General features: G+C 60.7%; 25 protein-coding genes. 13 read left to right on the forward strand and 12 right to left on the reverse strand.

Going from position 1 to position 25,956, the window contains the following annotated elements; translation table 11 throughout:
• Positions 1-15: 15 nt before the first annotated feature.
• From AB8B31_RS07850 to AB8B31_RS07875, 6 genes are all read right to left on the reverse strand, one after another.
• The gene (locus tag AB8B31_RS07850) at positions 16-690 is read right to left on the reverse strand and encodes a VIT1/CCC1 transporter family protein (protein ID WP_018241656.1); all 675 of its coding nucleotides are present in this window, start codon (positions 688-690) and stop codon (positions 16-18) included.
• Positions 691-970: 280 nt separating this feature from the next.
• Positions 971-1,282 (reverse strand): DUF1883 domain-containing protein, encoded by a 312-nt coding sequence (locus tag AB8B31_RS07855; protein WP_131703348.1) that lies wholly within the window; start codon positions 1,280-1,282, stop codon positions 971-973.
• A gap of 131 nt (positions 1,283-1,413) precedes the next feature.
• The gene (locus AB8B31_RS07860; RefSeq protein ID WP_018241658.1) at positions 1,414-1,677 is read right to left on the reverse strand and encodes a hypothetical protein; all 264 of its coding nucleotides are present in this window, start codon (positions 1,675-1,677) and stop codon (positions 1,414-1,416) included.
• A 27-nt stretch (positions 1,678-1,704) separates the two neighbouring features.
• Entirely contained in the window at positions 1,705-1,887 is a 183-nt protein-coding gene (locus AB8B31_RS07865) for a hypothetical protein (protein WP_032980120.1), read from the reverse strand.
• Positions 1,888-2,009: 122 nt separating this feature from the next.
• Positions 2,010-2,930 (reverse strand): 4-hydroxy-tetrahydrodipicolinate synthase, encoded by a 921-nt coding sequence (gene dapA, locus AB8B31_RS07870; RefSeq protein WP_018241660.1) that lies wholly within the window; start codon positions 2,928-2,930, stop codon positions 2,010-2,012.
• Between the two features lie 9 nt (positions 2,931-2,939).
• Positions 2,940-3,089 carry a hypothetical protein gene (locus tag AB8B31_RS07875; protein WP_155256902.1) on the reverse strand — a complete coding sequence of 50 codons (150 nt, stop codon included), beginning with the start codon at positions 3,087-3,089 and terminating at the stop codon, positions 2,940-2,942.
• A 146-nt stretch (positions 3,090-3,235) separates the two neighbouring features.
• On the opposite strand from AB8B31_RS07875, the gene AB8B31_RS07880 reads away from it, so the two are divergent.
• Positions 3,236-4,231 carry an alpha/beta fold hydrolase gene (locus tag AB8B31_RS07880; RefSeq protein ID WP_018241662.1) on the forward strand — a complete coding sequence of 332 codons (996 nt, stop codon included), beginning with the start codon at positions 3,236-3,238 and terminating at the stop codon, positions 4,229-4,231.
• A gap of 41 nt (positions 4,232-4,272) precedes the next feature.
• Here the strand turns inward: AB8B31_RS07880 and AB8B31_RS07885 are convergent, their stop codons facing one another.
• Positions 4,273-5,277: a ketopantoate reductase family protein gene (locus AB8B31_RS07885; protein WP_018241663.1), complete on the reverse strand. Its 1,005-nt coding sequence runs from the start codon at positions 5,275-5,277 to the stop codon at positions 4,273-4,275.
• Positions 5,278-5,427: 150 nt separating this feature from the next.
• A complete protein-coding gene (locus tag AB8B31_RS07890; protein ID WP_018241664.1) occupies positions 5,428-6,279 on the reverse strand; it encodes an oxidoreductase in 852 nt (283 codons plus the stop codon).
• Positions 6,280-6,405: 126 nt separating this feature from the next.
• Here AB8B31_RS07890 and AB8B31_RS07895 point away from each other — a divergent pair, with 126 nt between their 5' ends.
• A complete protein-coding gene (locus AB8B31_RS07895; protein ID WP_018241665.1) occupies positions 6,406-7,293 on the forward strand; it encodes a LysR family transcriptional regulator in 888 nt (295 codons plus the stop codon).
• Positions 7,294-7,462: 169 nt separating this feature from the next.
• Entirely contained in the window at positions 7,463-8,437 is a 975-nt protein-coding gene (locus AB8B31_RS07900) for an alpha/beta hydrolase (RefSeq protein ID WP_018241666.1), read from the forward strand.
• Positions 8,438-8,507: 70 nt separating this feature from the next.
• On the opposite strand, the gene AB8B31_RS07905 is transcribed toward AB8B31_RS07900, so the two are convergent.
• The 3 genes from AB8B31_RS07905 to AB8B31_RS07915 form a co-directional block, all read right to left on the reverse strand.
• Entirely contained in the window at positions 8,508-9,131 is a 624-nt protein-coding gene (locus tag AB8B31_RS07905) for a carboxymuconolactone decarboxylase family protein (RefSeq protein ID WP_018241667.1), read from the reverse strand.
• Positions 9,132-9,194: 63 nt separating this feature from the next.
• A complete protein-coding gene (locus AB8B31_RS07910; RefSeq protein ID WP_018241668.1) occupies positions 9,195-10,730 on the reverse strand; it encodes a sensor histidine kinase in 1,536 nt (511 codons plus the stop codon).
• A gap of 160 nt (positions 10,731-10,890) precedes the next feature.
• Entirely contained in the window at positions 10,891-12,858 is a 1,968-nt protein-coding gene (locus tag AB8B31_RS07915; RefSeq protein ID WP_018241669.1) for a helix-turn-helix domain-containing protein, read from the reverse strand.
• 117 nt (positions 12,859-12,975) lie between these two features.
• Here AB8B31_RS07915 and AB8B31_RS07920 point away from each other — a divergent pair, with 117 nt between their 5' ends.
• The gene (locus tag AB8B31_RS07920; protein WP_018241670.1) at positions 12,976-14,220 is read left to right on the forward strand and encodes an MFS transporter; all 1,245 of its coding nucleotides are present in this window, start codon (positions 12,976-12,978) and stop codon (positions 14,218-14,220) included.
• A complete protein-coding gene (locus AB8B31_RS07925) occupies positions 14,217-15,608 on the forward strand; it encodes an amidohydrolase (protein ID WP_018241671.1) in 1,392 nt (463 codons plus the stop codon). The genes AB8B31_RS07920 and AB8B31_RS07925 overlap by 4 nt, the downstream gene beginning before the upstream one ends.
• Positions 15,609-15,672: 64 nt before the next feature.
• Here the strand turns inward: AB8B31_RS07925 and AB8B31_RS07930 are convergent, their stop codons facing one another.
• Positions 15,673-16,077, reverse strand: a complete 405-nt coding sequence (locus tag AB8B31_RS07930; protein ID WP_018241672.1) for an Imm6 family immunity protein — start codon at positions 16,075-16,077, stop codon at positions 15,673-15,675.
• A 394-nt stretch (positions 16,078-16,471) separates the two neighbouring features.
• Here AB8B31_RS07930 and AB8B31_RS07935 point away from each other — a divergent pair, with 394 nt between their 5' ends.
• The 8 genes from AB8B31_RS07935 (at position 16,472) to AB8B31_RS07970 (ending at position 25,953) form a co-directional block, all read left to right on the forward strand.
• A complete protein-coding gene (locus AB8B31_RS07935; protein WP_018241674.1) occupies positions 16,472-17,518 on the forward strand; it encodes a LacI family DNA-binding transcriptional regulator in 1,047 nt (348 codons plus the stop codon).
• Positions 17,519-17,527: 9 nt separating this feature from the next.
• Entirely contained in the window at positions 17,528-19,141 is a 1,614-nt protein-coding gene (locus AB8B31_RS07940; RefSeq protein WP_018241675.1) for an acyl CoA:acetate/3-ketoacid CoA transferase, read from the forward strand.
• Complete coding sequence (locus AB8B31_RS07945) at positions 19,134-19,913, forward strand: enoyl-CoA hydratase/isomerase family protein (protein WP_018241676.1); 780 nt, start codon at positions 19,134-19,136, stop codon at positions 19,911-19,913. Before AB8B31_RS07940 ends, AB8B31_RS07945 begins: the two co-directional genes overlap by 8 nt.
• Positions 19,913-21,433, forward strand: coding sequence for an aldehyde dehydrogenase family protein (locus tag AB8B31_RS07950; RefSeq protein WP_020572926.1), 1,521 nt, complete (start codon positions 19,913-19,915; stop codon positions 21,431-21,433). The genes AB8B31_RS07945 and AB8B31_RS07950 overlap by 1 nt, the downstream gene beginning before the upstream one ends.
• Before the next feature lie 88 nt (positions 21,434-21,521).
• Complete coding sequence (locus AB8B31_RS07955) at positions 21,522-22,784, forward strand: ABC transporter substrate-binding protein (protein ID WP_018241678.1); 1,263 nt, start codon at positions 21,522-21,524, stop codon at positions 22,782-22,784.
• Positions 22,785-22,897: 113 nt separating this feature from the next.
• On the forward strand, positions 22,898-23,851 hold the full coding sequence (locus AB8B31_RS07960) for a carbohydrate ABC transporter permease (protein ID WP_018241679.1): 954 nt from the start codon (positions 22,898-22,900) through the stop codon (positions 23,849-23,851).
• Positions 23,848-24,834, forward strand: a complete 987-nt coding sequence (locus AB8B31_RS07965) for a carbohydrate ABC transporter permease (RefSeq protein WP_018241680.1) — start codon at positions 23,848-23,850, stop codon at positions 24,832-24,834. Before AB8B31_RS07960 ends, AB8B31_RS07965 begins: the two co-directional genes overlap by 4 nt.
• A 3-nt stretch (positions 24,835-24,837) precedes the next feature.
• Positions 24,838-25,953, forward strand: coding sequence for an ABC transporter ATP-binding protein (locus tag AB8B31_RS07970; protein WP_018241681.1), 1,116 nt, complete (start codon positions 24,838-24,840; stop codon positions 25,951-25,953).
• Positions 25,954-25,956: the final 3 nt, after the last annotated feature.

The following is a 25,956-nucleotide window of genomic DNA, read 5'->3' on the forward strand; positions in this document are numbered from 1 at the left end:
GGTTGGTGAAGGGGCTCAGCCGCCAAGAACGATCGCTATTGCAACCAGAAGCAATCCGAGACAAGTCATCGTCATCCCTGCATAAAAGGGCCTGCCTCCTGAAAACGTCGCCCACGCATAGCCCGTCACAAATAGCAGCATAATAAGAAACAGGTTGCTGGCTCTCAGGGCAAGCTGCGCATTATCGATGAGAAGGAAAGGGATAACTGCCGGAATGGAGGTGGCAGAAACCAAAAAGAAGATCGCAATTGCGGCAAACAGATCGCCTTTCGATAGGGACACCTTCACAGGATCGGCCCGAGATGCGAGCGTCAGGAGTGACCGATAGAGTGCCTCCGCATCGGCGGCCTTTCCAGAAAATGGTGCTTCTTCAATCGGGAATTCGTTCGCGAGCACCATGAGCGCCGCAGATTCACTTTTGGCGGCTTTGATTTGCCGAAAAAGGCGCAGCCGTCTGCTCCTGTGGAATGTCGTGCCCAGGATGAATAATACGGCGTCAATGATCCCCCAAGCGACATTGCATCCGATTGTTGCAACTAAAAGCTCCTGAACATTTAACCCCTCTTTTTCAAGAACAAGTCTCGAACCAATCGTCCACGTGAGCGCCATAATCAATCCGAAAAGTACTTCGCCGAGCGCATCGCCAGGATCGATGATATTGGTGATACGACCCATTGGGCTCGAAGTCATGGACTACTCCCCACGTTGTGAAGATCTTCGTCTGCTACCCCACTTACCCTCGGCGCATCAAATGGCGAGCCGAGTTGCATCTGGTGGCGCTGCGGCGCGGGCAAGCCTCGCGACAGGAGAACTGTGATCGACGTGGCAGTCTGATTCAATGATCCTGATCAAGGATCGGGGAGGATCTACGCGTTTTCCGAGGGCTTGATGGTTGCACGAACGCCCTAATCGCGGGCGCCGGCTGGTTGGCAGGAGAGACGAGCCGAGAAGATGCGTGGTGCTGCCAAGCTCAGGAAACGCGCGGCGTCTTCTGATTTGCCGGCGCGGCGATCACCTTGACGGACGATTCCGCAAGCCCGTGATGAGCTTCCATGTCGACGACGACATGCCAGTGACCGCTTTCCGGAACGGCGATTTTGATCGGCGATTTGCGCGCGACGCCGCCGATATATTTGAAATCGAGAACCTCGGTGAACCGCTGGAAATTCGGCGCCGTCATCAGGCGGACATTGTTCACCGCATTCAACGACACCTCGATGATCGTTCCGGCGCGTTGTTCCTTGAGATCATAATGGGTGAAGCGGAAATTCGGTTTCGGCATCGGTCTCGCGGCGTCTGAAGTCTCTGCGCCAGGATTTTACCAGCATGCCGGTTAAGGAAAAGTTGGATATTGGCCTCCAACCCATGTCTTCGGTCTCCTGCCGGCTGAAAACGGCGGGAGACCGATAAGATTTAGTGGATATTCGCGGTGCTACGCGCAAAGGGCGCGAATTCGAGCACCATGCCTGCGGCCGCCCTATGGATATCAGCCGAGGGGCAGTTGCATTCCCCTGCAGCGAAATGGAGGGCGGCCGCCTCATTGATGAAGAGCCCGCCAACGAGGCCATCGCGATCGTGGACGATCCAGCGGCCGCTTCTGTCGCGGCCGACGGTGAAGCGGGCGGAAGGTGAGGGCGCTGCGGAAGGCAGGCTGCGGCGTTGCTGTGCGTTTGCCATTGTAATGATTCTTCGGTCCTGATGGTTTCAGCGGGAGATGAGATTGAAGGTCATCTGCACCAGCCCGGCAAAGGCCATCGCTGCCCCAAGGCGGGGCGCAATGGCGGCAAGGCCGGAGAGCATCGGATGGGAGGGATCGGCGGCGAGTGTGCCGAGGTGGCTGCGTTGCAGCGGGTCGCTCTCGGCACTCGGTTCAGTCAGGCGTGACATCGGTTTGTCCTTTCGAAGTCTCACTCAACCGCCGCTTGAAAATGCGGCGGTGTCACGCCTTGGAAGATAGGCGTCAGCGGATAGGGTTTCCATTTGGCGCCAGAGAGGAAAATATAAAAATCTCATAGGGATAGCGCCATCCTCGTGCTGCTTTCGTCAAGGAAAGGCGCAAGCGCCTCGCCGATGGCCAAACACACCTCCGGCTCGGCCGCGACAAGCGGAAGGCGAAGCTCGGCCTTCAGCCCGCGCATCAGCCGCAGCGCATACTTGATCCTCGCCGGATCGCCCTCCGGCCCGAGCGCTGATATCAGCGGTAGCAACCATTCCTGCAGAGAATGCGCGGCCGAAAGGTTCCCGGCCCGGGCCGCCTGCTGCATCGAGGTGAAGAGCCGCGGCACCACATTGGCGCCCGACGAGATCGTGCCGTCGCCGCCGGCGATGGTGAAGGCGAGCGCGGAAGGATCGTGCGCGGAAAAGAAGCGGAAGCGCTGCCGCAGGATAGCCGAAAGGCCGACGAAGCGAGCGATGTCGCCCGTGGCGTCGCGGATGCCAAAGATTCCCGGGATGACGGCCAGTCTGTCGAGCGTTTCCGTCGAAAGATCGCTCGCCGTCTGCGCCGGCGCATGGTCGATGATGACGGGCAGTCCGCCTGCCGCCGCCAGCTGCTCGAAGTGGTGGACGATGCCCTGCTGCCCAGGCTTGGAATAATAGGGCACTGTAACGAGCGCTGCTGCGGCGCCGAGCACTTCCGCCTCGCGGGTGAGCGCGATCGTGCTGTCGGTGGAATTGGTGCCGGTGGCGGCGACGACCGGCACGCGGCCGGCCGCAGAGCGGATGACGAGATCGATTACCTCGGCGCGCTCCTGCTGCGAAAGCGTCGGGCCTTCCCCCATTGTCGAGCAGACGGTGAGCCCGTCGACGCCGCTTAGGATCTGCCATTCCGCAAGCGCCCGGAGCGCCGGCCTGTCGAGACAGCCATGACGAAACGGCGTGATGAGAGTGGTGATCGCGCCGCCAAGGCGCGGCATTCTCGCCGCTTCCATGGGCCGGCCTCAGAGCCAGCCGAAAACGACGACGTAGAGCTCGACGCAGGCGAGCACCACGCCGAAGACGATCAGCGCTCGGGCAGTGCGCTTCTCGCGCATCCGCCGGCTGCCGCGCGTGATCCTGTAGGGGTGAAGGGGTTTAGAATCGGAGGACATGACATATCGCATGGCATTTGACCTTTGCAGTGATGGCGAAAGCCTACTGCTGCGCGCGATAGGAAATCCATTCGGGGCACGGGGTGAAAATATAGGAATGGCATAAAGGTGATGGCAGAAATTTCGAAGCGCGGTGTCGGAAAAGCATGATCGCCGCCGTCCTTGCGGTATCGACGCAAACACGGAGCAAGGACATGTCGAAAATGACGCTGATTTCGATGATCGCAACGGTCGCCGCATTCCTGGCCGCGCCCGATATATCAGGTGCTGACGGTGGCACGCCGGCGAGCGAGGACAAAAAGGCCGTAGCGCCGATCGTCAGGAAGGGAAGTTTGCCGGTCAACGGCATCGATTATTATTACGAGATCCGTGGAGAGGGCGAACCGCTGCTGCTCCTTCACGGCGGCCTCGGGCAGATCGAGATGTTCGCGCCGGTCATGCCTGTTTTCACCGACCACCGGCAGGTGATTGCCGTCGATCTGCAGGGCCATGGCCGCACGCCCCTCGGCAAGCGGCCGATCGAGCTTCCGGCCATCGGCGCCGATCTCGCGATCCTGGTGAAGCAACTCGGCTACGACAAGCTCGACGTCTTCGGTTATTCCTTCGGCGGCGGGGTGGCGCTGAACATGGCGGCGACCGCGCCCGACCGGGTGCGCCGGCTGGTGATACTCTCGGCGCCCTATGCGCAGAACGGCTTCTTCCCGGAGATGCTGCCGCAACAGGCGGCCGTCGGCGCTGGTATGGCCGACATGATGAAGGACACGCCGATGTTCCTCTCCTACAAGGCGGTGGCGCCCGACGTTTCCGAATTTCCGAAGCTGCTCGACGCCATGGGCGCACTGATGCGCGAACCCATCGACTATAGCGATGCCGTCACCAAGCTCACCATGCCGGTCATGCTGATCTATGGCGATGCCGACATGATCCGGCCCGAGCATATGATCGACTTCTACCACAAGCTCGGCGGCGGTCTGCGCGATGCAGGCTGGATGCGGGAAAACATGTCGAGGAACCGGCTGGCGATCCTGCCTGATCTCACCCATTACGAGACTTTCGCCTCGCCCCTTATGGCGAATATGGCAATGACCTTCCTCGATGGCGGCGGCAAGGCGCCGAACTGGGCCGAGCAGGTCGGAAAGTAAGTGAAGACGGCCGGGCTTTCCGGTCGCCTTTCCCTCTGCGATCAGCTGCCGCGCTGGTTTTCCCTATCCAATTGCGTTACCAGCGCCAGGATCGTTTCCGAGTCTGGCGTCGGCACGGCACTCAGGCGTCCGAGCGTCACTACCATGCCGACCAGCGGCGTGATTTCGAGCGCCTTGCCGCCGATCAGGTCCTGCAGCATCGATGTGCGCACGGCGCCGATGTGGCGCGATTGTTCGAGCCGCTGCTCGACGGTCATGCTGAAACGCGCGCCCAAGGCCTCGCCGACGGCGCGGACCTCGTTCATCACCTTGCCGACCGTGGTCGAAAGTGCCGGATCTGCCATGATGTCGGTCATCAGCGCCCTGGTCAGCGCGCTGATCGGGTTGAAGGCGGTATTGCCCATCAGCTTGCTCCAGATCTCGTCGCGGATAACAGGCGTCGTCGTGATGTTGAGGCCGGCGTCGGTCAGCACCGCGGCGATCGCCTCGAGATCGGGCGAGATCTCGCCCGAGGGCTCGCCGAGCACGAAGCGGCCGTTGTTGGCAAGCTGGATCTCACCGGGATTGATCACCTCTGCGCCTTGATAAGCGACACCGCCGATGACCCGTTGCGGCCCGATCAGCCGCCAAAGCCTGCCGCCGGGATCGAGCTCGTCGAACTGCAGCTCGGCATGCCGGCTCAGGGTATCGCGGTGAAAATACCACCACGGAATGCCGTTAAGGATCATGACGACGCGGGTACCTTCCTTGAGGAGGCTTGCAATGCCTTCGGCAGCGGGTGCCAGCTGATGCCCCTTGAGGCCGGTGATGACGAGATCCTGCGGCGGCAATGTCTTGGGATCGTCGGTCGCGGTGAGGCGGACATTGAGCGGCCTTTCTGCATCGGCTTCGCGCAGGCTGAGACCGTTGTCGCGAATGGCGTCGAGATGGGCTCCACGCGCGACGACGGAGATGGTGGCGTCGTTTCCGGCTTGGCTCGCAAGCTTAACGGCGATAGCGCCGCCGAGTGCGCCAGCGCCATAGATGCAGATGGACTTGATGGACATGCTCGCCTCTTCCTGGTGGGGTGATCGAACCTAGATCTAGGTCATTCCAGACATGAGGCGAATGCTAATTTGCCGCATCATGCGTTTTCCTGCGGTCACAGCGGCGCTGCCGCCGCATCCCGAGATCTGGGATGTGGCGGGCAGTGCCCTTCAGGCCAAGGCCGTTGCATCGCTTGGAAAATCCGTGGACAGCGCGAGCTGGCGCCAGGCGGCAAGTTCCTTTTCGACGCTGGCATGCTGCTGCTCGATGACGGCCACCGTGTCGCTGCCGAACGGCATCCGCAGCGGCGGATTGGCCGAGTTGACCATCGTCATGATGCCGGTGGCGAGCCTGGCGGGATTGCCGGGCTGGGCATGGTTGGCGTCGGCGGCGAAACTGCGCATGTTGCCGGCCGGCGTGCCTTCGTAGTCGGCGATGGAGGCCGGGCTCACCGCCAGCGACGTGTCGGCGAGGAAATCCGTGCGGAAGAAGCCGGGCTCGACGATCGTCACCTTGATGCCGAAAGGTTCGAGTTCGGCGGCCATCGACTCGGACAAACCTTCGACGGCGAACTTCGTCGAGCCGTAGACGCCCCAGCCGGGATAGCCGAAGTAACCGCCGATCGAGGAAAAGTTAAGGATGTGGCCGGAACGCTGGCGGCGCATATAGGGCAGCACGGCGCGCGTCACCTTCAGCAGACCAAAGACGTTCGTGGCATAGAGCCTTTCGATCTCTTCGGCAGTGGCTTCCTCGACAGCGCCGAGCAGGCCGTAGCCGGCATTGTTGGCGAGAACATCGATGCGGCCGAAGCGGGCGATGCCGGCAGCCGCGGCCTCTTTCGCTTGTGCCTCGTTGGTGACGTCGAGGGCGACAGCAAGCAGGTTCGGATGATCACCGAACTGCTCGGTCACGGTCTTCGGGTTGCGGGCGGTGGCGATGACGGCATCGCCTGATGCGAGGGCTTCCTTGGTCATCAGCGCGCCGAAGCCGCGGGATGCACCAGTGATGAACCAGACTTTCATGACGAATTCCTCTCGATAACTGTTCGGTTGGCGTCGCATCTCTGTGCTGACGGGTTGAATTTGACCGAAAATCCGTTGCTGTATAAGATTTGTTATTCTTGAAACTATGATGAGTGTATTTCAGTAATGCGAGCCACCGAACTGTCCGAACTTGCGGCCTTCGCGGCGGTCGCGCGGCATAAGAGCTTTCGGAAGGCGGGTGAGGAGCGGGGCGTCACCGCTTCCGCAATCAGTCATGCCGTGCTCAATCTCGAAGACCGGATCGGCGTTCGCCTGCTCAACCGCACGACGCGCAGCGTTTCGCTGACCGAGGCCGGCGAACTCCTGGTCTCGCATCTCGATCCGGCCTTCGGCGAGATGGCAGCAGCGCTCGATGCCCTGAACCGCTACCGCGATACGCCGTTCGGCAAGGTGAGGATTAATGTGCCGAACTCGATCGGCCCCTTCGTCATCGGCCGCATCATCGGCCCCTTGCTCAAAAGCAATCCCCATTTGCAGCTGGAGATCAACGCGACCGACAGGCTGGTCGATATCGTCGAGGAGGGCTTCGATGCCGGCATCCGCTTCGGCGAGCGCGTCACGGAAGGCATGATCGCGCTGCGCATCAAGCCGCGCATCCGCTTGGTCGTCGTCGGTTCGCCCGCCTATTTCGAGACCCGGCCGAAGCCGACGATACCCCACGAACTCAAGCGCCATCTCTGCATTCAGAACATGTTTCCGTCAGGTGCGCGCTATGCCTGGGAATTCGAGAAGGATGGCCAGACCGTCAGCTTTCGGCCAACCGGACCGCTGTCGCTCGATGACCACGAACTGATGATGCAGGCGGCACTTGGCGGTGTCGGCCTTGCCTATATCTGGGAGCCGCGCGTGGAGAAGGCGATCGCCAGCGGAGAGCTGATCCAGGTGCTGGACGACTGGTGCCAACCGGAGGAACCGCTCTATCTCTACTATCCGAGCCGCCGCCACATGTCGGCGGGCTTCAGAGCAGTCATCGACGCGATGAGAGCCGAGTAAAAAGGTCGGGATTCGCATCGCTCACCCTTTTGACTTCGCCGCGTGAACTGGCCAAAGATACTGCCATGGCCGTCATGGCCCGCATCATCGGGAGAGGTTGATGAACCGTCGGATTTTGCCAACTGCCAATCGAAGAGGACTAAAGCGGATCAGCGGTCTGTTTCCTGCGTTGGCTGCGCTGATGCTGCTCGCCTCGGCGGCGGCCGGGCGAGACATCGGACCGCAAAGCCAAATCTCGCGCGAGCAGGTCGAAAAATTCATCGGCCTCTGGAAAGATCACTTTGCCGGCGCCGATAGCCTGCAGCAGCGGCGGACAGCCTTCAGGACGCTGATGGAGACGACGCCGGGGCCGACGCGCATCCAGGTTCGGCAAGTCGATGCCGACGGCGTCGATGCCGAGTTGATGTGGCCCGCTCGTCTTCATCATCCAATTGGCCAAAGGGTGATCCTCTATGTTCATGGCGGCGGCTTTTCCAGCGGCTCGATCCGCACGCACAGCCTGCTCGCGGGATCTCTCGCCAAGGCCGCGTCCAGCGACGTTCTTCTCATCGATTATCGGCTGATGCCCGAATATGCTTATCCCGCGCAGATCAACGATGCGCTGACAGCCTATCGTTGGCTTCTCGACAACGGCTATCGCAACGAGAACATCATCGTCGCCGGAGATGGCGCCGGCGGCAATATCGCGATCGAGACGGTGCTGCGGCAGATGCAGGCGGCGAAACCGCTGCCGGCTGCCGTGATTGCCCTCAGCCCCATCACCGATCTTGCCGCGACGGGCGGCTCGATGACATCAAATGCCGGAAACGACCCACTGCTCGGCAAGGCTGAGATCGAGACGCTGCGCAAGACCTATCTCCGCAGCCGGTCTCCGACCGATCCCCAGGCATCGCCGCTCTATGCCGACATGGCCGGCTTTCCGCCGCTGCTGCTGCAGGTCGGCTCCGGCGAAGTCCTGCTGGATGATACGCTACGGCTCGCCGACAAGGCGCACCAGGCGGGAGTGGATGTCACCACCGAGGTCTGGCCGGGCATGCCGCATCAGTGGCAGCTGTTTCCCTCTTTGCTCGACGACGCCGATCGGTCGAGCCAGAATATCGCCGAGTTCGCGATCCAGCATTTTGCGGACAAACCGCAGGAGTAGAGGCCGCAGGAGTGACGGCCTGAGGAGTTGGAGCCGCAAGAGCACACGCCGGACGCTCTCCGTCATCGCATCATTGCGATGTGCCGCGGGACGGTGAGGGCGCCAGAGGCCGCTCGACTTCCCGGCCGACGCTGAGCGTCTTTCGCACATTCGGCTCCAGCCGCTCGATATAGGCGTGGTCGGGTGCAGCGCCCAGCGCATCCAGCATTTTCGAGAAGAAACACCGGGCCGCTGCCGCAGCGGTGACGTCGAACACATCGGCATCGCTCAGCCCGTGTTTTTTCAGGCCATCTATATCCTGCTGTGTCACCGACGTCGCATCGCGTGCCACCTTGGCGGCAAAGGCCATGATCGCGCGTTCGCCGGCATCGATCGGCGCCTTCTCCGTCTCGTTGACAACAGCTGTCAGCCCGTCGCTGGTGAAACCCTCGCGCAGCAGCACCGAGCCGTGCGCCAGCATGCAATACGAGGATTTCAGCTCTTTTGCCGCCGCCAGCGTCACCAGTTCATAGCGCCGCAGGCTCATATGGCCGCGAATGCTTGAAAGCAGCGCTGCCCAGCTCTCCATCACCTCCGGCCGGTGGCCGAAGGCCCGGTACATGTTCGGCAGATATCCGTAGTTCGCCTCGGCCGACGCATACATCGACGTCGTCTTCTCGCTGGCGGATGCATTGGGGGTGTGAATGAAAGCCATGGCATGATCCTCCTCTATTGTGAGAAGGATAGGGTAGATATGCAGGACAGCAATCCTGAAACATCAGGCAGCGTCACTGGTCGCGGAAGCGTTACCAATTCTCTTGATGGGAAGGGTTACGGTAAATGTCGATCCGCATCCTCTTTCGCTTCGAACCTCTATCGAGCCGCTATGCAGTTCAACGATCTGCTTCACCAGGTTGAGGCCGATACCCGTTCCGGCAATCCCGGTCGACGTCCGGGCACGAAAATAGCGCTGGAACAGCCGTGGCACGTCTTCTGGATCGATCCCCACCCCGTCATCGCTGATGGAAACTTTAACGTTTCCTGTCTCCGCCCATGCCGTGACGCGAATTTCCGATGTTCCAGGCGCGTATTTGACGGCATTGGAAAGCAGGTTGGTAAAGACCTGTGCCAAAGTGCGGGGATCGGCATCGATGAACTCCGGCAGCCCATCGATATCCAACACAAAACTGTGCGACTTTGCGATTGTCGACTGCCGCTCGCAACAGGTTTCTATCAATGATCTCAATGCGCAGGCGCCGTAATTGATATCGATCTTGCCGGTATCAAGGCGTCCCGCTGACAGGATGCTCTCCATGAGATCGACAATCCGGTTCACCGATGCGCGGATTTGATCGACCTTGTCGCTGAGAAATTCGGGCTCGACCGCCCCCCTTTTTCGCAGCAGCCGCTGGGCAGCAGCGTCGATGATTGCAAGCGGGGTCCTGAATTCATGGGATGCCATCGCCACGAATTGCCGCTGCAATTCGTTGATGTTCCGCTCCTGCGCCAGCATGCGCTCGAGTTCCCGCGCCTGCCGCTCGACTTCCGCCGTGCGGCTCTGCACCGTCGCTTCGAGCTGATCGTGATGCCGGCGCAGCTCTTCGGCAAGTCGAACGGTCTTGGTGACGTCCTCATGGGTGGCCACATATCCACCGTTCTGCATCGGATTGTGGGTGATCTTGATAACGCGTCCATCGGCCAGAACGATGTTCTGGCTGGCCGGCGCACCGCGGGCTGTCGCTTCAAAGACCACGTCAAAATAGGTCGTGGTATCGGCCGGGCCATTTCCCTCCCGGTTGCGATAGGCCAGGATATCCACAAGCGGCGTTCCCGGTTGCGTCAGAAGGTCCGGCAGATTGTACATCCGCGCGTAGGAGGCGTTGCACAATATCAGGTTCTTGGTCGAATCGAACATGCATAGCCCATGCGGCATGTTGCTGAGGGCTGCGTCGAACCGGCGATGTTGTTCGGTCAGGCTGTCTTCGACCCGAATGAGAGTCGAGATGTCTTCATAACTGAGGATCCAGCCTCCATCCCTCGATGGGGCGCAGGTCAATGAGACCATTCCTCCGTCCGAAAGGGCAAACGGAGACGTGGGCGGTCCACCGACCATCGATCGCCGGGACGCCACCGCACGGCAGTCTGCAGTGCCCGGCAATCCGTCGATATTCATGCCTTTGCGAATGGCTCCTTGCGGAAGGCCGAGAATATCAAGCGTGCGTGAATTGAAAGCCGTCACCGTACCGGCAGGATCAAGCAGAACAATGCCCTGAGGCAGGCTCTCCAGAATGGATTCAAACGAGTGTGACATCATCCGGCCCTGCTTCAGATCTGGCGCGTTTGCACGTATCCGTAGCATTCGTCAGAAACGATAAAGTTTCGCTAATGTCTACCGGCGGGAAGTCCTCGACGGAAACCTGGAGCACACGCCTGATCCGGAATACTTCTGTCGTTTGCGATAGGCGAACCAGCGTTCAAGCGGAAGCTGCTTTGATTCTGCCGGCAGGCTGCGGAGAACCGTATGTCGACTTCAGGTGGAACGCCAGGCTGAGCAGCAGATAATCGTCCTTATTGTCGATGTCCTTGCCCATCAATAGCTGCGCCCGCTGCAGCCTTTGATAGAGGGTGTTGATGTGTATGCCGAGGGAGGCCGCTGCCTTGGACGCTGATTTTCCGCTCTCGATGTAGATTTCCAAGGTCCTTAGAAGGGCGTCGCCGTTTGCTTCATTCTCGAAGGGAGCGAGTATCTGATCTGCGAATTCGAGGATATCAGCAGCGGATTGTTTGCGCAGCAGTCTGTCGATGCCGGTCTCGCTGTGCATGAGGATGCCCGGCCGATGCCGCATGCCCATGAGATGCGCGGCCTCGACAGCCTGGGCGGCGGCTTCGGGATAACGATGGGGCGCGCTTTGAATCAGGCTCGCCCCGCAACACCATCCCTCCGCAGCCGCCTGGTCTCCGATGGATTCCAGGTTCGTCCTCAGGGTTTCCTCGGTGGCGGCGCAGAACAGCAGGAAGACGCCTTCGTCCGTATAGAACGACAGCTGGTTGCGGATCGTCGCCGCCTTCAATGCCTGCTGCAGCGTTCTCTGCAGGAACAGGCTCTGGTTCTGGGCGCTCTCCTGCTCGTGCCTGACAAAGATGATCTGGCAGTACTTCCTGATCTGGAAGCCGAACCGGACGGCTCCGCCAGACGTGACGAGATCATCCCTTCCCAAGGCCTCGAAGTGCTTCCGTCTCTTGCTGTTGAGGATTTCGTCCTGTGACGCGCTGCGGACAATTTCGAGCGCTACGAAAGCGGATACCACGCCCAAGATCGCAGCGGCATAGCTTGCTTTGTCGCCGCGCTCGAAACGAAAGGCTCCGACGACGTCGTCGGCGACACGGACGGGATGCACGAGGACGGCCTCCGTGGTCTTCGGCTCCTTCCATTCCTTGGACCCGAACGTCGTTCCAAAAATATCGGCGTAGTGGAAATCGATGCCGTAATGCGTCGCTATTTCCTCGAGATGTTCGCTGAGTGGCCGGTGGTGCGTGAAGATGGAGAGGATGTCGTCATGGGCCGAGAGCGAGCGCGCCAGCTCCGCATTGCGCTTTTCGATCTCCAGCCGCATCCGGTTGATGCTTTCATTCGATCGGACGGCCAACTCGTAGGCCTGCGACTTCTTGTAGGCGATGGCAAGCTGCGTCGCGACGGCTGCAAGCAGGCTTACGCTGAATTCACCATAGGCGGACCCCTCCCGAAACGACATGACTGTCAGCGTCCCCAGCGTCGTCGTATCCGTCCTGATGGGAACGCAGATAAGGCTATGAGAGAGGCGCTGTTCGGACAGGAAGCGAACGTTCGGCTCACGCAGGTTCGCATGAGCGTCCCTGATATCTTCCGGGGAGTTCAGCAGGACGGCCGTTCCGGTTGAGAACACGCTGCCGGAGATCGATTCTTGAGGCGTGGTGCGATAATTGTAATAATCGTCGTCGAAGCCGACCTGCGACACCGGAATGAGGAGACCCGACGCCTCGTCGTAAAGTCTCAGTACGCCAGCATCGCTCGCGGCTATCACACTCAGCGTCTGCTCGATCGCGTTCATGTTGATCTCGTTCGGATCGAGAGAATCGAGGACATTGCGATTGATGGCATTCATGGCCTGGACCGCGCGGTTCTGAAAGCGGATGACCGCGCTAAGCACTATCTTCTGTAGGCGGGCGAAGACGGTTTCATAGTGGGCGCCGGGAATCCGCACCTCGCAGACGGCCCCTGCAAAATAGGAAATATCGGCGGTCAATATGGCATCGTCCTCGTCGCGGCGGTGGCTGAAGGTGATCGTAGGTTCCGACGCGTCGGTGTCCGGAATCGTCGGTCGACCCGAAGCTCGCCGCCAGCTCACGAGCGGTCGGCTCGACAAAAGCAAAAGCGAACTCTCAATTTCGTTCATGATCGTCATGTGGCACCCATGTATCTTTTCACACAAATAAACTGAGTGTGATGTGTGTTTCAACATCCAAAAACGGCTGCTCACATATTAAGCATGTTTTATAAACGCTCAAAAGGGGAGCATTCCATGCTTAGTCAAATCAAGCGCAGGCACATTATCGTCGCGATGCTGTTCATCTGCTGGGTCGTCGGGTTCCTCGACAAGACCGCGATCAACATCGCCATCATTCCGATCGTCGACGAGTTCCACCTGACCTCCGAACAGTCCGGGATGATCATCAGCGCATTCTTTCTCGCCTATTCTCTGACGCAGCTCATCGGGGGCTACCTTGTTGATCGGCTAGGAACCCGCTCGGTCCTGACCTCGGCAGTCGGCATCTGGTCGATCGGCACGATCGCGTGCGGTGCGGTCGGCTCCGCGATGGGGCTGGCCGTGTCGCGCGCTCTGGTCGGAATGGGCGAGGCTGTGTTCCCGGCGGGAAGCTCGGTGGCCATAACCGAGAACTTCAAAAAGGAGAGCATGGCCAGGCCGAAATCGGTCATTCAGTCGGGAGCGTCCGTGGGCTTTGCCGTGGGCTCGCTCGTCACCACCGCGCTGATCGCCTACTTCAACTGGCGTGTCATGTTCATCACCCTCGGCCTGGTCGGACTGGCCCTTGCGATCCTGCTCTATCTGATCATGAAGCCGATGGTTGGCGCTGCTTCGATATCCGTCGGGCCGAAGGCAGAAAAGTCGGAAAAAGCCCGGATCACGGCTCTGCTCAAGAACTCGCTGACCTGGAAGATCGCCCTCTGCTACTTCTTCACGAACATCGTGTTCTGGGGTCTCCAGTCCTGGCTTCCGTCCTATTGGGTGAAGGTCAAGGGCATGAGCATGATGTCGATGGGCGCCTACTCGGCAATCCCGCCGACGCTCGGCTTCCTGTCCTTCCTGTTCTGCGGCTGGCTGCTCGACCGCTATTTCCACAAGAAGGAAAAGTACCTCATCTGTATCGGCGCGCTGGTGTCGGCGGTGTTCATCTATCTGATGGCCAACGCTACATCCATCCCGCTGGCCTTCTTCTATCTGACGGTTTCAAACGTGTTTCTGAACGCGATCTCGATCAGCGTGTTCGTGACGATCATGAAGCACTACCCCAGCCACTCCGTGGGGACCGCGACGGGCCTGATCAATTCGCTCGCCCAGATCGGATCGTTCGTCTCGCCCACAGCGATCGGCGCCATCCTGCAAGCCACGGATCAGAACTATCAGACAGCCTTCCTGGCGATGATCGGCTGCGCCATCGTGACCCTCGCCGTGGCAGCAACGCTTCCGGCCGGAAGCAAGGAAGAGCTGGTCGCAGATCAAGCAATTCCAGGACTGGTGAAATGACATATAACGACATCATCGAGCGCGCTGTCACCGACAAGGCGGAGGGGCTGCAATCGGCAGCGAATGAAATCTGGTCCTTCGCCGAAATCCGATATGAAGAGTACAAGTCGGCTGCACTTCTGGCCGACATTCTCGAAGCGGAGGGATTCTCAGTCGAGCGCCAGGCCGGGGGAATCGAGACGGCTTTCGTCGCGAGCTACGGTAGGGGACAGCCCGTTGTGGCGATCCTGGGCGAGTTCGATGCGCTACCCAATCTCAGCCAGGAGGGCGACGTCGCGGGATACAAGCCCGTCGTCCCCGGCGGCAACGGCCATGGATGCGGGCATAATCTGCTGGGTGTCGGTTCGCTCGCCGCCGCCATCGCGCTCAAGGCCTGCAAGGACGAACTCGGGCTTGCCGGTACGATCCGCTTCTACGGCTGCCCTGCCGAAGAAGGCGGCGGCGGAAAGGCCTTCATGGCCCGAGAGGGATTGTTCGATGGCGTCGACGTCGCCTTCACATGGCACCCGTGGGATGAGAACCTCGCCTACCATGCAAGAATGCTGGCGACGAACCAGGTCTATTTCACTTTCCGTGGTGTGAGCGCACATGCGGGCTTCGAGCCCCATCTCGGGCGAAGCGCGCTCGATGCAGTCGAGCTGATGAATGTCGGGGCAAATTTCCTGCGCGAGCACATCGTCCAGGACGGCAGAATTCACTATGCAATAACGGATACCGGCGGAAAGGCGCCCAATGTCGTCCAGTCGCAGGCCGAAGTACTCTACAAGGTCCGCGCGCCGCTGATGGATCAGGTGCGGGACATCACCGAGCGGGTCAAGGACGTGGCTCGTGGAGCGGCACTGATGACGGGAACGGAGGTCGAAATCACCTTCGATGCAGCCTCTGCCGACCTGATACCGAACGCCACGCTGGCAGGTGTGATTCACCAGGAGCTCGACAAGATCGGCGGAGCGTCCTTCTCGAACAGCGAGAAGGAGTTCGCGGCGGAGATCCAGAGGACTTTTCCGAGGGATGTTCAAGCGCGCATCGAGAAGCGCGGGACGATCCTCTCCGGACATGTGAACGAGTTTCAGGAAAAGCCGACATTTCTGCATGGCTCGACCGATGTCGGCGACGTCAGCTGGATCGTTCCCACCGGACAGGTCTATATGGCGACATCAGCCTACGGAACGCCTCCGCATAGCTGGCAGATGGTTGCGCAGGGCAAGACTTCCTACGCGCATAAAGGAATGCTTCAGGCCGGCAAGGTCATGGCCGCCGCCGCCGCCAGATGTCTCCAGGACAGCGAGTTGATCTGCCAGGCAAAGCAGGAACACCTGAGGGAGCTCGGAGGCGCTTCCTACAAGCCTCTCATCCCGCTCGAGACGAAGCCGATGAAGGTCCGCTAGGCAAATGCGGACGGTTATGTGAGCCATGGAATAGCTGCGAGCAATAGCGAGCGGCGAGGGGACTTCAGCCGAGTTTGGCCAGTTGCTCGTCCAGAAGGTCAAGGCTGTCCTCTCCCACTTCGTTGACATCACTCGGCATGGGTTCACCTGTCTCCTGATAAACAAGCCAGGCGACGTACATGGCTGCTGTCGTCAGCGCGTTCCAGCCGTCTTCGCTGGGCTTTCCCACTGCCTCGGAGAGCCGGCGGAGCGTCCCGTGCTCATCGTCGCTGTAGATGAGGTCGGAGAAGTACCGGCCTGTCAGGCGTCCGCCATCACCCCAGGTGCGGATTGCCGCCAAGGCGGCCTTGGTTTCGCGCGCGTCGGGTTCGGTGCGCTCGATCTGTGCGACCAAAACCGCGGCGATCGCTGCCAAGCGCCGCGCCTGTTCGCGTGGCGGCAGAACCGTCAGCTCGGCGCGCAATTTCATGTCTCCATGGTCTCCACTGGGCTTGTCACAACGTCTATCAACACAGAATAGAGGCCCTTCCTGCTTTTGCCAGAAGGTCCGCCGATTACGCCGCCTTGATCGCTTCGACGGAAATACCGGGCGAGCCTGAATCCTCTACATTTTTGCTGCCAACGCATCGGTCGGTCGTGCGCCACGCACGATTCTCCAGGTCGAAAAATATCGACATATGCCTCTCAGTTATGATCATTTTTTAGACCGTTCCAATTTTCGGGATGAGATTCCAGCAGTCGGGGAGGCAGAAATTTGCCGCAGATGCTTCTAATAGATAGCGGTTCGTATAAATTTCGCTTGACAGAATTGGAACGTTCCAAATATTTAGGTAATCATTCGACGTTGGCGTCGGGAGGAAGACGTGACAAAGGCGCGGGTAACCGTCATCGACATTGCGAAAGCCGCAGGCGTCTCGAAATCGACGGTTTCGCTGGTGCTTCAGGGGTCCTCCCTGGTCAATGAGGGGACGCGTTCCAAGGTCAATGCCGTGATGCGCGAGCTGGGCTACGTCTACAATCGCGGCGCAGCCAATCTTCGGCAGGCCAGTGCCAAATCGAGGATCATCGGGGTCGTCGTGAACGACCTGACGAACAGCTTCTTCGCGGAACTGGCAGTCGGCGTCGACATGGTTGTTCAGTCGGCCGGATTCGTGCAGTTCCTGTCGAACACCAGCGAGAGCATCGATAGGCAGCGCGAGGTTGTCGCATCGATGCGGGAGCATGGTATTTCGGGGCTCATCGTGTCGCCGGCGCGCGCCACCGATGCCGCAGACTTCAAGCCACTCGTCGCGGCAGGGATTCCGGTGGTGGTGGTCGTTCGAAGCCTGCCTGGCGCCAAAGTCTCGTCCGTCGTCTCCGACAACCGGGCTGGCATGGTGTCTGCGGTCGAGCACTTGGCGGAGCTTGGTCACAAGCGCATCGCTTTTCTCGGCGGCTTTCCCGACACCGCTGTCTTCGACGACCGCCTTGCGGGTTACCGAAGCGGCATAGAGGCAGCCGGGCTCGACTATCACCAAGAACTTGTCATCTCGTCGGCGCCTTCGCGAGCTGGCGGGGTGGAGGCGATCGGAAAAGCGATCGTTCTTGCCGACAAACCCACGGCAGCCGTCTGCTTCAACGATGCCGTAGCCTTCGGTGTTTGCGACGGATTGCGTGCGCGCCGTCTGGAGCCCGGCTCCGACTTCGCGGTCGTGGGTTTCGATGACGTCATCGAGGCTCAGGCGGCGGTTCCCGCACTCACAACGGTTTCGGTCGATCCGCAGGGCATTGGGCGCCGCGGCGCGCAACTGCTTCTCAAGCAGATCAATGCGGGCAAGGCCGAGGCGGAGACTGTGACAACATCGGTTCGGCTGGTTGTTCGCGAGAGCTGCGGAGCCCGCAAGAGCGTAAAAATCGAAACAGGACTCTGAGTAACGCCAATGAACAAGCATCTCACCCCGACCGAAGCGGCCGCGCTGATCCCGGATGGCGCTGTTGTAACGGTGTCTTCCTCGAGCGGTCTCGGTTGCCCGGATCTCATGCTGAAGGCGATTGGTGAACGTTTCGATGCGACCGGCCATCCCCGTGATATCACGACCCTTCATCCGATCGCTGCCGGTGATATGAGTGGCATCAAGGGCGTCGACTATATCGCCAAGAAGGGGCTGCTCAAGCGCATCATCGGTGGTTCCTATCCGTCCGGCCCGTCGTCATCAGAGCCGCCGCTGATCTGGCAAATGATCACCAACAACGAAATCCCGGCCTACAACATCCCCTCAGGTATCCTCTTCGACATCCATCGCGAAGCCGCCGCGAAGCGGCCGGGCGTCCTGACCAAGATCGGCATCGATACATTCGTCGATCCCGAGCGGCAGGGTTGCGCGATGAACGGCCTGGCTTCGGAGCATGCGGTGGTCAAGCGCGTCAGCTTCGAGGGCGACGACTGGCTGTTCTTTCCCTCGATCGTCCCTGAGGTTGCCATCATCCGCGCCACCACCGCCGACGAGCGCGGCAACCTGACATACGAACATGAAGGCGCCTACCTCGGCGGCCTCGATCAGGCGCTGGCCGCACGCAACAACGGCGGCATCGTTATCGCCCAGGTCAAGCGGATCACCAAGGAAGGCTCGCTGAAACCCCATGACGTTCGGGTGCCCGGGATGCTGGTCGACTATGTGGTCGTCGATCCGGAACAGAAGCAGACGACGCAGACGCAATACGATCCGGCAATTTCCGGGGAGATCTTCCGCCCGCTCGATAGCTTCAGCGTTCCGGAGTTCAATGTTCAGAAAGTCATCGCGCGTCGCGTCGCGCAAGAACTTCAGGCGGGGAGCTGCGTCAATCTCGGCTTCGGCATCTCGGCCAACGTGCCGCGCATCCTGCTGGAGGAAGGGCTCCACGGCGCCGTCACCTGGGTCATCGAGCAAGGTGCGGTCGGTGGGGTGCCGTTGCTCGACTTCGCCTTTGGCTGCGCCTCCAATGCCGACGCCTACATGCCGTCTCCCTATCAGTTCACCTATTTCCAGGGCGCAGGCTTCGATGCCTCGCTGCTGTCCTTCCTCGAGATCGGCAAAGACGGTTCGGTCAACGTCTCGAAGCTCTCGTTCCGGCCGCATGTGACGGCTGGTGCCGGAGGCTTCGTCGACATCACGGCGCGGGCAAAGAAGATCGTCTTCTCCGGCATGTTCAATGCCGGAGCGAAGCTTTCGATCGCCGATGGATCTCTTCTCATCGAGAAGGAAGGCAAGTTGAAGAAGCTTGTGAACGAGGTGGAACACGTCACTTTCAGCGGTAGGCGTGCGATCGAGCAGGGGCAGGATATAACCTATGTCACCGAGCGGTGCGTGATGAAGCTGACGCCTGATGGTATCGTCCTCACCGAGATTGCCCCCGGTGTCGATCTCCAGTCCCATATCCTCGATCAGTCGGAATTTCCGCTGATCGTCGCGCCCGACCTGAAAGTGATGGATGCCGAGCTCTTTAGGGAAGCGAACATCGGCCTGTCGCTTCCGGTCAAAGGGGCACGGACGCTGGAGGGCAGCTTCCATGGCTAGCGGAACAGTCAGAATTGATGTCGATGGACATGTTGCGACACTGACGATTTCTCGTCCGGAGAAGCTGAACGCGCTCGACCTCGACATGCTCAAGGCATTGGTGGACGCTGCCGACGAGGTGGAGGCCAACGCCAATGTGCGCGCTGCCATTCTCACGGGCGAAGGAAAGGGCTTTTCCGCCGGAGGCGATATCAAGGCCTGGGGCGGAATGTTGCCTCAGGAGTTCGGTCATCTCTGGGTTCGGCACGGTCACCGTATCTTCGAAAGACTGGCGACCCTGCGGGTGCCGCTCATTGCGGCTCTCAACGGCCACGCCCTCGGAGGAGGGCTTGAACTTGCAGGGGTTGCCGACATTCGCCTTGCAGAGGAGCAGATCAAGATTGGTCTGCCGGAAACCGGCCTTGGGATGGTCCCGGGCTGGTCCGGGACTCAGCGTCTTGTGCGCCGGTTCGGGGCGCAGGCCGTCCGACGCATGGCGCTCGGCGGCGAGATATTCACAGCCGAAGAAGCACGCCTGCTGGGTATCGTGGACGCGGTCGTTCCCACCGGAAACGCGGTGACCGCTGCCAGGGAATATGCGCAGCGGATCGCCGCAAGGGGGCCGGCTGCGACCGAGATCGCGAAGTTGATGATCGCATCGGCGAACGGCGAAGACAATGGAACCGCGGTCGAAGCCCTTGGCTCGATCCTCGCTGCGAAGACCGGCGATCTGAAGGAGGGCGTCGCATCATTCTGCGAGAAGCGCCCGGCAACGTTCAAGGGAGAATGGTAATGACGGTGCTCGTCAACCCCACCGCGCTCAGCGACCACAAAGCGCGTGATTTCAAGATGCTCATCGATGGCAAATGGGAGGCTGGTGCCTCCGATCCGATCGAGCGTGTCGCGCCGAGCCATGGCGTCGTGATCAGCCGGTTTCCGACCGGTAGCAAGAACGACGCCGAACGTGCGATCGCTGCGGCACGCAAGGCGTTCGACCTCGGGCCGTGGCCTCGAATGACCGCTTCCGAACGTTCCGCCATCCTGCTCAAGGCTGCCGACCTGATCGCGGCGCGCGCAGAGGAGCTGGCATTTCTCGATGCTATCGAGGCAGGAAAGCCGATCACGCAGGTGCGGGGAGAAATTGCCGCCTCCGTTGACATATGGCGCTACGCGGCGGCTCTTGCCCGCGACCTCCATGGTGAAAGCTATAACACGCTCGGCGATGGCACATTGGGCGTCGTCTTGCGCGAAGCGATCGGCGTAGTGTCGATCATCACGCCCTGGAACTTTCCCTTCCTGATCGTCGGCCAGAAGCTGCCATTCGCTCTGGCCGCAGGTTGCACGACCGTCGTCAAGCCCTCGGAGCTGACCTCAGGATCGACGCTCGTGCTGGGCGAGATCCTGCAGCAGGCAGGCATTCCGGATGGTGTCGTCAACATTGTCACCGGCACGGGACCAGAGGTCGGCGCGGTCATGACCTCCCATCCCGACGTCGACATGGTGTCGTTCACCGGCTCGACCGGTGTCGGAAAGCTGACGATGTCGAATGCTGCACAGACGCTGAAGAAGGTCTCGCTGGAACTGGGTGGGAAGAACCCGCAGATCGTGTTCCCGGATGCCGATCTCGATGCGTTTGTCGATGCCGCGGTCTTCGGCGCATACTTCAATGCCGGCGAGTGCTGCAATGCCGGCTCGCGGCTGATCCTTCACAAATCAATCGCTTCCGATGTCGTCAAGCGGATTGCCGAATTGTCGAAGGCAGTGAAGGTCGGCGACCCTCTTGATCCTTCGACGCAGGTGGGCGCCATCATCACGCCGCAGCACCTGGAGAAGATATCGGGATACGTCGCCGGGGCGAGGAGCGGCGGTGCCCGCGTCGCCCATGGCGGCGAGACGCTCGATCTTGGCATGGGGCAGTTCATGTCGCCGACGATCCTCGAAGAGGTCACCCCTGATATGGCCGTGGCGCGCGAGGAAGTCTTTGGTCCGGTCCTTTCGGTCCTGACATTCGAGACGTCTGCCGAGGCGATCAAGATTGCGAATTCCATCGACTACGGCCTGTCGGCCGGTGTCTGGAGCCGCGATTTCGACACGTGCCTGACGATCGGCCGGTCGGTGCGGGCAGGGACGGTCTGGATGAACACCTTCATGGACGGCGCCTCGGAACTTCCCTTCGGCGGTTACAAGCAAAGCGGCCTTGGCCGTGAGCTCGGCCGCCATGCGGTCGAAGATTACACCGAGACCAAGACACTCAACATGCATATCGGCAAACGCACCAGTTGGTGGATGCCGCAGACGGAAAAGCTGGCTTAGCCGGCGGCCGAACTACGCTCGAGGAGGGCGGGTGATTGGTGCGGGAATGGGTCCCGCATCTTCCAAACTTGAACTGGGAGGTTCTTCGATGAACAGGTTTTTGACCACGACCGCAATGATCGCATTGGCTTTGGCCGGTGCTAGCGTGTCCGTACGCGCCGCCGACGTGAAGGAAGTACAGATGCTGCACTGGTGGACGTCGGGTGGCGAGGCAGCGGCACTGAATGTTCTGAAGCAGGATCTTTCGAAGGAAGGTTTTGCCTGGAAGGACGTTCCGGTTGCCGGCGGTGGCGGCGATGCGGCGATGACGGCGCTGAAGGCGATGGTTGCGGCCGGCACCTATCCGACGGCCTCGCAGATGCTCGGTTATACCGTGCTCGATTATGCCCAGGCCGGCGTCATGGGCGATCTGACCGAGACGGCGAAGAAGGAAGGCTGGGACAAGTCGGTTCCGGCAGCGCTGCAGAAGTTCTCGGTCTATGACGGCAAGTGGGTTGCAGCTCCCGTCAACGTCCACTCGGTCAATTGGCTGTGGATCAACAAGGCTGTGATGGACAAGATCGGCGGCACCCAGCCGAAGACCTTCGACGAGCTGATCGCACTGCTCGACAAGGCCAAGGCCGCCGGCGTCATCCCGCTCGCCCTTGGTGGCCAGAACTGGCAGGAAGCGACGATGTTCGATTCCATCGTGCTGTCGACCGGCGGTCCGGAGTTCTACAAGAAGGCCTTCAACGACCTCGACGAGGAATCGCTGAAGTCCGACACGATGAAGAAGTCCTTCGACAATCTGGCGACGATCATCAAATATGTCGACCCGAATTTCTCGGGCCGCGACTGGAACCTGGCGACCGCCATGGTCATCAAGGGTGATGCGCTGGTGCAGGTGATGGGCGACTGGGCCAAGGGCGAATTCGTCGCCGCCAAGAAGACGCCGGATACCGACTTCCTCTGCTACCGCTTCCCCGGCACCGACGGCAGCGTGGTCTACAACTCCGACATGTTCGGCATGTTCAACGTCCCTGATGACCGCAAGGCTGCCCAGGTGGCGCTGGCAACGGCAACGCTGTCGAAGAGCTTCCAGTCGGCCTTCAACGTCGTCAAGGGTTCGGTGCCGGCTCGCACCGACGTTCCCGATACCGACTTCGACGCTTGCGGCAAGAAGGGCATCGCCGACCTGAAGGCAGCCAACGAAGGCGGCACGCTGTTCGGCTCGCTGGCGCAAGGCTACGGCGCACCGCCGGCCATCGCCAATGCCTATAAGGATGTCGTCTCGAAGTTCGTCCACGGCCAGATCAAGACCTCCGACGAAGCCGTCAAGCAGCTCGTCCAGGCGATCGACGACGCCCGCTGAGACCACTGTCGACTTAAAATGCTTCCCCGCCTGCTCGCGGGGAGGCGTCAGGCTCCGCGCCGATCATACGGGATGATCATGCGGGGCCGATTGTGGGAAGGAGATGACATTCCATGAGCACCGTTGCGACCACCGATCCGGTTTTGACGCCGAGACAATCGACGGCGATCTCGTTGAGGGGCCGGCTGCAGGATGCGCTGCCGAAGATCGTCCTGGCGCCGAGCTTCGTCATCACCATCATCTTCGTCTACGGCTTCATCGTCTGGACGGCCTATCTGTCGTTCACCAATTCCAAGACCTTTCCCTCCTATGCGCTGACGGGGCCACGCGCCTATCAGCGGCTGTGGCGCTGGACCTTCGAGAGCGATCCGCCGTCCTCCTGGTACACCTCGATCACCAACATGGCGATCTTCGGCTTCCTCTATGTCGGCATCTGCCTGGCGCTCGGCCTGTTCCTCGCCATCCTGCTCGACCAGAAGATCCGCGGCGAGGGGCTGCTCCGGCCGATCTTCCTCTATCCGATGGCGCTGTCCTTCATTGTGACAGGCGTTGCCTGGAAATGGTTCCTCGATCCCGGCCTCGGGCTGGAACAGACGCTGCACCATTTTGGCTGGACGAGCTTCCACTTCGACTGGATCAAGAACAAGGACTTCGTCATCTACACCGTCGTCATCGCCGGCGTCTGGCAGGCGTCGGGCTTCGTCATGGCGATGTTCCTGGCCGGCTTGCGCGGCATCGACGGCGAGATCATGAAGGCAGCCCAGATCGATGGCGCTTCCGCCTTCCAGCTCTATCGGCGCATTGTCATTCCGCTGCTGCGGCCGATCTTTCTGTCCGCCTTCATCGTGCTCGCCCATATGGCGATCAAGTCCTACGACCTGGTGGTGGCGCTGACCTCGGGCGGCCCCGGCGGCTCGGCCTGGCTGCCGTCGAACTTCATGTATGAATACACCTTCAAGCGCAACGAGATGGCCGTCGGCTCGGCCAGCGCCATCATCATGCTGATGACCATCTCGGCAATCATCGTTCCCTATCTCTATTCCGAACTGAAGGAGAAGGCGCGATGAGCAGCGTGACCTCTCCAATAGCAACCTCGACCGCACCGCTGCGGCAGGGTGGCGACGACAGGAACGACAGCAAGAACAGCAACAACACCCGCTGGATCGGCCGCACCGTCATCTACGGCCTGCTGCTGATCTTTGCCGTCCTCTATCTGATGCCGCTCTTCGTCATGCTGACCACCTCGTTCAAGACCATGGACGAGATCCAGAACGGCAACATGCTGGCGCTGCCGCAATCGCCGACCTTCGATCCCTGGGTCAAGGCCTGGGGCGAGACCTGCGTCGGCCTGACCTGCGCCGGCATCAAGGGCTACTTCTGGAACTCGATCAAGATGGTCGTGCCGGCTGTCGCGATCTCCACCATCATGGGGGCGCTGAACGGCTATGTCCTGACCAAATGGCGCTTCCCCGGCCACACGCTGGTGTTCGGGCTGATGCTGTTTGCCTGCTTCATCCCGTTCCAGTCGGTGCTGTTGCCGATGGCAACGATCCTCGGCTCGCTCGGCCGCCTCGGCATGACGCTGCAGAATGCCACGGGCCTGAGCTTCGGCTTCGGCAATCCGACCGTCAATCTGGTCTTCGTGCACGTCGTCTATGGCCTCGGCTTCACGACGCTGTTCTTCCGCAATTTCTACGAGGCCTTTCCGACCGAACTGGTCCGGGCCGCCCAGGTCGATGGCGCCAGCTTCTTCCAGATCTTCCGCCGCATCATGCTGCCGAACTCGCTGCCGATCATCGTCGTCACCGTCATCTACCAGTTCACCAATATCTGGAACGACTTCCTGTTTGCTTCTGCCTATGCCGGCACCGGTGAATCCATGCCGATGACGGTGGCGCTGAACAACGTCGTCAACACCTCGACCGGGGTGGTCGAATACAATGTCAACATGGCGGCTGCGATGATCGCAGCCGTGCCGACGCTCATCGTCTATATCCTCGCCGGCCGCTACTTCGTGCGCGGTCTGATGGCGGGCGCTGTCAAAGGGTAATCCATGGCCTTCCTCGAAATCTCCGGTCTCAGAAAACGCTTCGGCGCCGTCGACATTCTCAAGGGGATCGACCTCGAACTCGAAAAGGGCGGCTTTCTCGTGCTGGTCGGCCCGTCCGGCTGCGGCAAGTCGACGCTGCTCAACACCATTGCCGGGCTGGAGACGATCACCTCCGGCGATATCAAGATCGACGGGCGCGACATCAGCGGTCTGCATCCCTCCAAGCGCGACATCGCCATGGTGTTCCAGTCCTATGCGCTCTATCCGAACATGACGGTGGCCGGCAACATCGCCTTCGGCATGGAGATCCGCGGCGTGCCGAAGGAGGAGCGTGTCAAGGCGATCGGGCAAGTCTCCGACATGCTGCAGATCGGTCATCTGCTCGACCGCAAGCCGAGCCAGCTCTCCGGCGGCCAGCGCCAGCGTGTCGCCATGGGGAGAGCGCTGGTGCGCAATCCGCAGGTCTTCCTGTTCGACGAGCCGCTCTCCAACCTCGATGCCAAGCTGCGCGTCGACATGCGCACCGAGATCAAGCGGCTGCATCAGCGCATGGGCACCACCTTCGTCTATGTCACCCATGACCAGATCGAGGCGATGACCCTGGCGACCAAGATCGCCGTGCTGAAGGACGGCGTGCTGCAGCAGTTCGGCACGCCGGCCGAGATCTATAACAGCCCCTCCAACATCTTCGTCGCCGACTTCATGGGATCGCCGGCAATGAACCTGCTCAACGCCACCGTCGAAAACGGCGCCGGCGGGCTCGAAGTCTCGCTGGAGCGGCCGAATGCCGCCCCGCTGAGGCTCCCAGTCATCGCAGGCAACAATGGCCTGACCGCCTATACCGGCAAACAGGTGATCTTCGGCATCCGGCCGGAGGCCTTGACCGATCCCGATGGCGCCGACCGCAAGGCGCGCTCGCTGACCGAGGGCGACTGCCTGATCGAGGTGGTCGAACCGGCCGGCTCCGATACCTTCGCCGTCACCAAGCTCGGCGGCAAATCCGTCGTCGCCCGCCTGCGCGCCGATACCGGCATCGCTCCAGGACAAAACACCCGCCTTGCATTCAATCTCGACAAGGCCGTCTTCTTCGATCCGGAAACACAGGCGCGGATCGTGTGATGG

It is taken from the genome of Rhizobium sp. 62_C5_N11_2, from assembly GCF_051811185.1.
Lineage (GTDB): Bacteria > Pseudomonadota > Alphaproteobacteria > Rhizobiales > Rhizobiaceae > Rhizobium > Rhizobium leguminosarum.

Bases quoted from the DNA above. Each gene is read 5' to 3' on its own strand.
- AB8B31_RS07850 (WP_018241656.1), bottom strand. From the start codon at position 690: ATGACTTCGAGCCCAATGGGTCGTATCACCAATATCATCGATCCTGGC.
- AB8B31_RS07855 (WP_131703348.1), bottom strand. From the start codon at position 1,282: ATGCCGAAACCGAATTTCCGCTTCACCCATTATGATCTCAAGGAACAA.
- AB8B31_RS07860 (WP_018241658.1), bottom strand. From the start codon at position 1,677: ATGGCAAACGCACAGCAACGCCGCAGCCTGCCTTCCGCAGCGCCCTCA.
- AB8B31_RS07865 (WP_032980120.1), bottom strand. From the start codon at position 1,887: ATGTCACGCCTGACTGAACCGAGTGCCGAGAGCGACCCGCTGCAACGC.
- dapA (WP_018241660.1), bottom strand. From the start codon at position 2,930: ATGGAAGCGGCGAGAATGCCGCGCCTTGGCGGCGCGATCACCACTCTC.
- AB8B31_RS07875 (WP_155256902.1), bottom strand. From the start codon at position 3,089: ATGTCCTCCGATTCTAAACCCCTTCACCCCTACAGGATCACGCGCGGC.
- AB8B31_RS07880 (WP_018241662.1), top strand. From the start codon at position 3,236: ATGATCGCCGCCGTCCTTGCGGTATCGACGCAAACACGGAGCAAGGAC.
- AB8B31_RS07885 (WP_018241663.1), bottom strand. From the start codon at position 5,277: ATGTCCATCAAGTCCATCTGCATCTATGGCGCTGGCGCACTCGGCGGC.
- AB8B31_RS07890 (WP_018241664.1), bottom strand. From the start codon at position 6,279: ATGAAAGTCTGGTTCATCACTGGTGCATCCCGCGGCTTCGGCGCGCTG.
- AB8B31_RS07895 (WP_018241665.1), top strand. From the start codon at position 6,406: ATGCGAGCCACCGAACTGTCCGAACTTGCGGCCTTCGCGGCGGTCGCG.
- AB8B31_RS07905 (WP_018241667.1), bottom strand. From the start codon at position 9,131: ATGGCTTTCATTCACACCCCCAATGCATCCGCCAGCGAGAAGACGACG.
- AB8B31_RS07910 (WP_018241668.1), bottom strand. From the start codon at position 10,730: ATGATGTCACACTCGTTTGAATCCATTCTGGAGAGCCTGCCTCAGGGC.
- AB8B31_RS07915 (WP_018241669.1), bottom strand. From the start codon at position 12,858: ATGACGATCATGAACGAAATTGAGAGTTCGCTTTTGCTTTTGTCGAGC.
- AB8B31_RS07920 (WP_018241670.1), top strand. From the start codon at position 12,976: ATGCTTAGTCAAATCAAGCGCAGGCACATTATCGTCGCGATGCTGTTC.
- AB8B31_RS07925 (WP_018241671.1), top strand. From the start codon at position 14,217: ATGACATATAACGACATCATCGAGCGCGCTGTCACCGACAAGGCGGAG.
- AB8B31_RS07930 (WP_018241672.1), bottom strand. From the start codon at position 16,077: ATGAAATTGCGCGCCGAGCTGACGGTTCTGCCGCCACGCGAACAGGCG.
- AB8B31_RS07940 (WP_018241675.1), top strand. From the start codon at position 17,528: ATGAACAAGCATCTCACCCCGACCGAAGCGGCCGCGCTGATCCCGGAT.
- AB8B31_RS07945 (WP_018241676.1), top strand. From the start codon at position 19,134: ATGGCTAGCGGAACAGTCAGAATTGATGTCGATGGACATGTTGCGACA.
- AB8B31_RS07950 (WP_020572926.1), top strand. From the start codon at position 19,913: ATGACGGTGCTCGTCAACCCCACCGCGCTCAGCGACCACAAAGCGCGT.
- AB8B31_RS07955 (WP_018241678.1), top strand. From the start codon at position 21,522: ATGAACAGGTTTTTGACCACGACCGCAATGATCGCATTGGCTTTGGCC.
- AB8B31_RS07960 (WP_018241679.1), top strand. From the start codon at position 22,898: ATGAGCACCGTTGCGACCACCGATCCGGTTTTGACGCCGAGACAATCG.
- AB8B31_RS07965 (WP_018241680.1), top strand. From the start codon at position 23,848: ATGAGCAGCGTGACCTCTCCAATAGCAACCTCGACCGCACCGCTGCGG.
- AB8B31_RS07970 (WP_018241681.1), top strand. From the start codon at position 24,838: ATGGCCTTCCTCGAAATCTCCGGTCTCAGAAAACGCTTCGGCGCCGTC.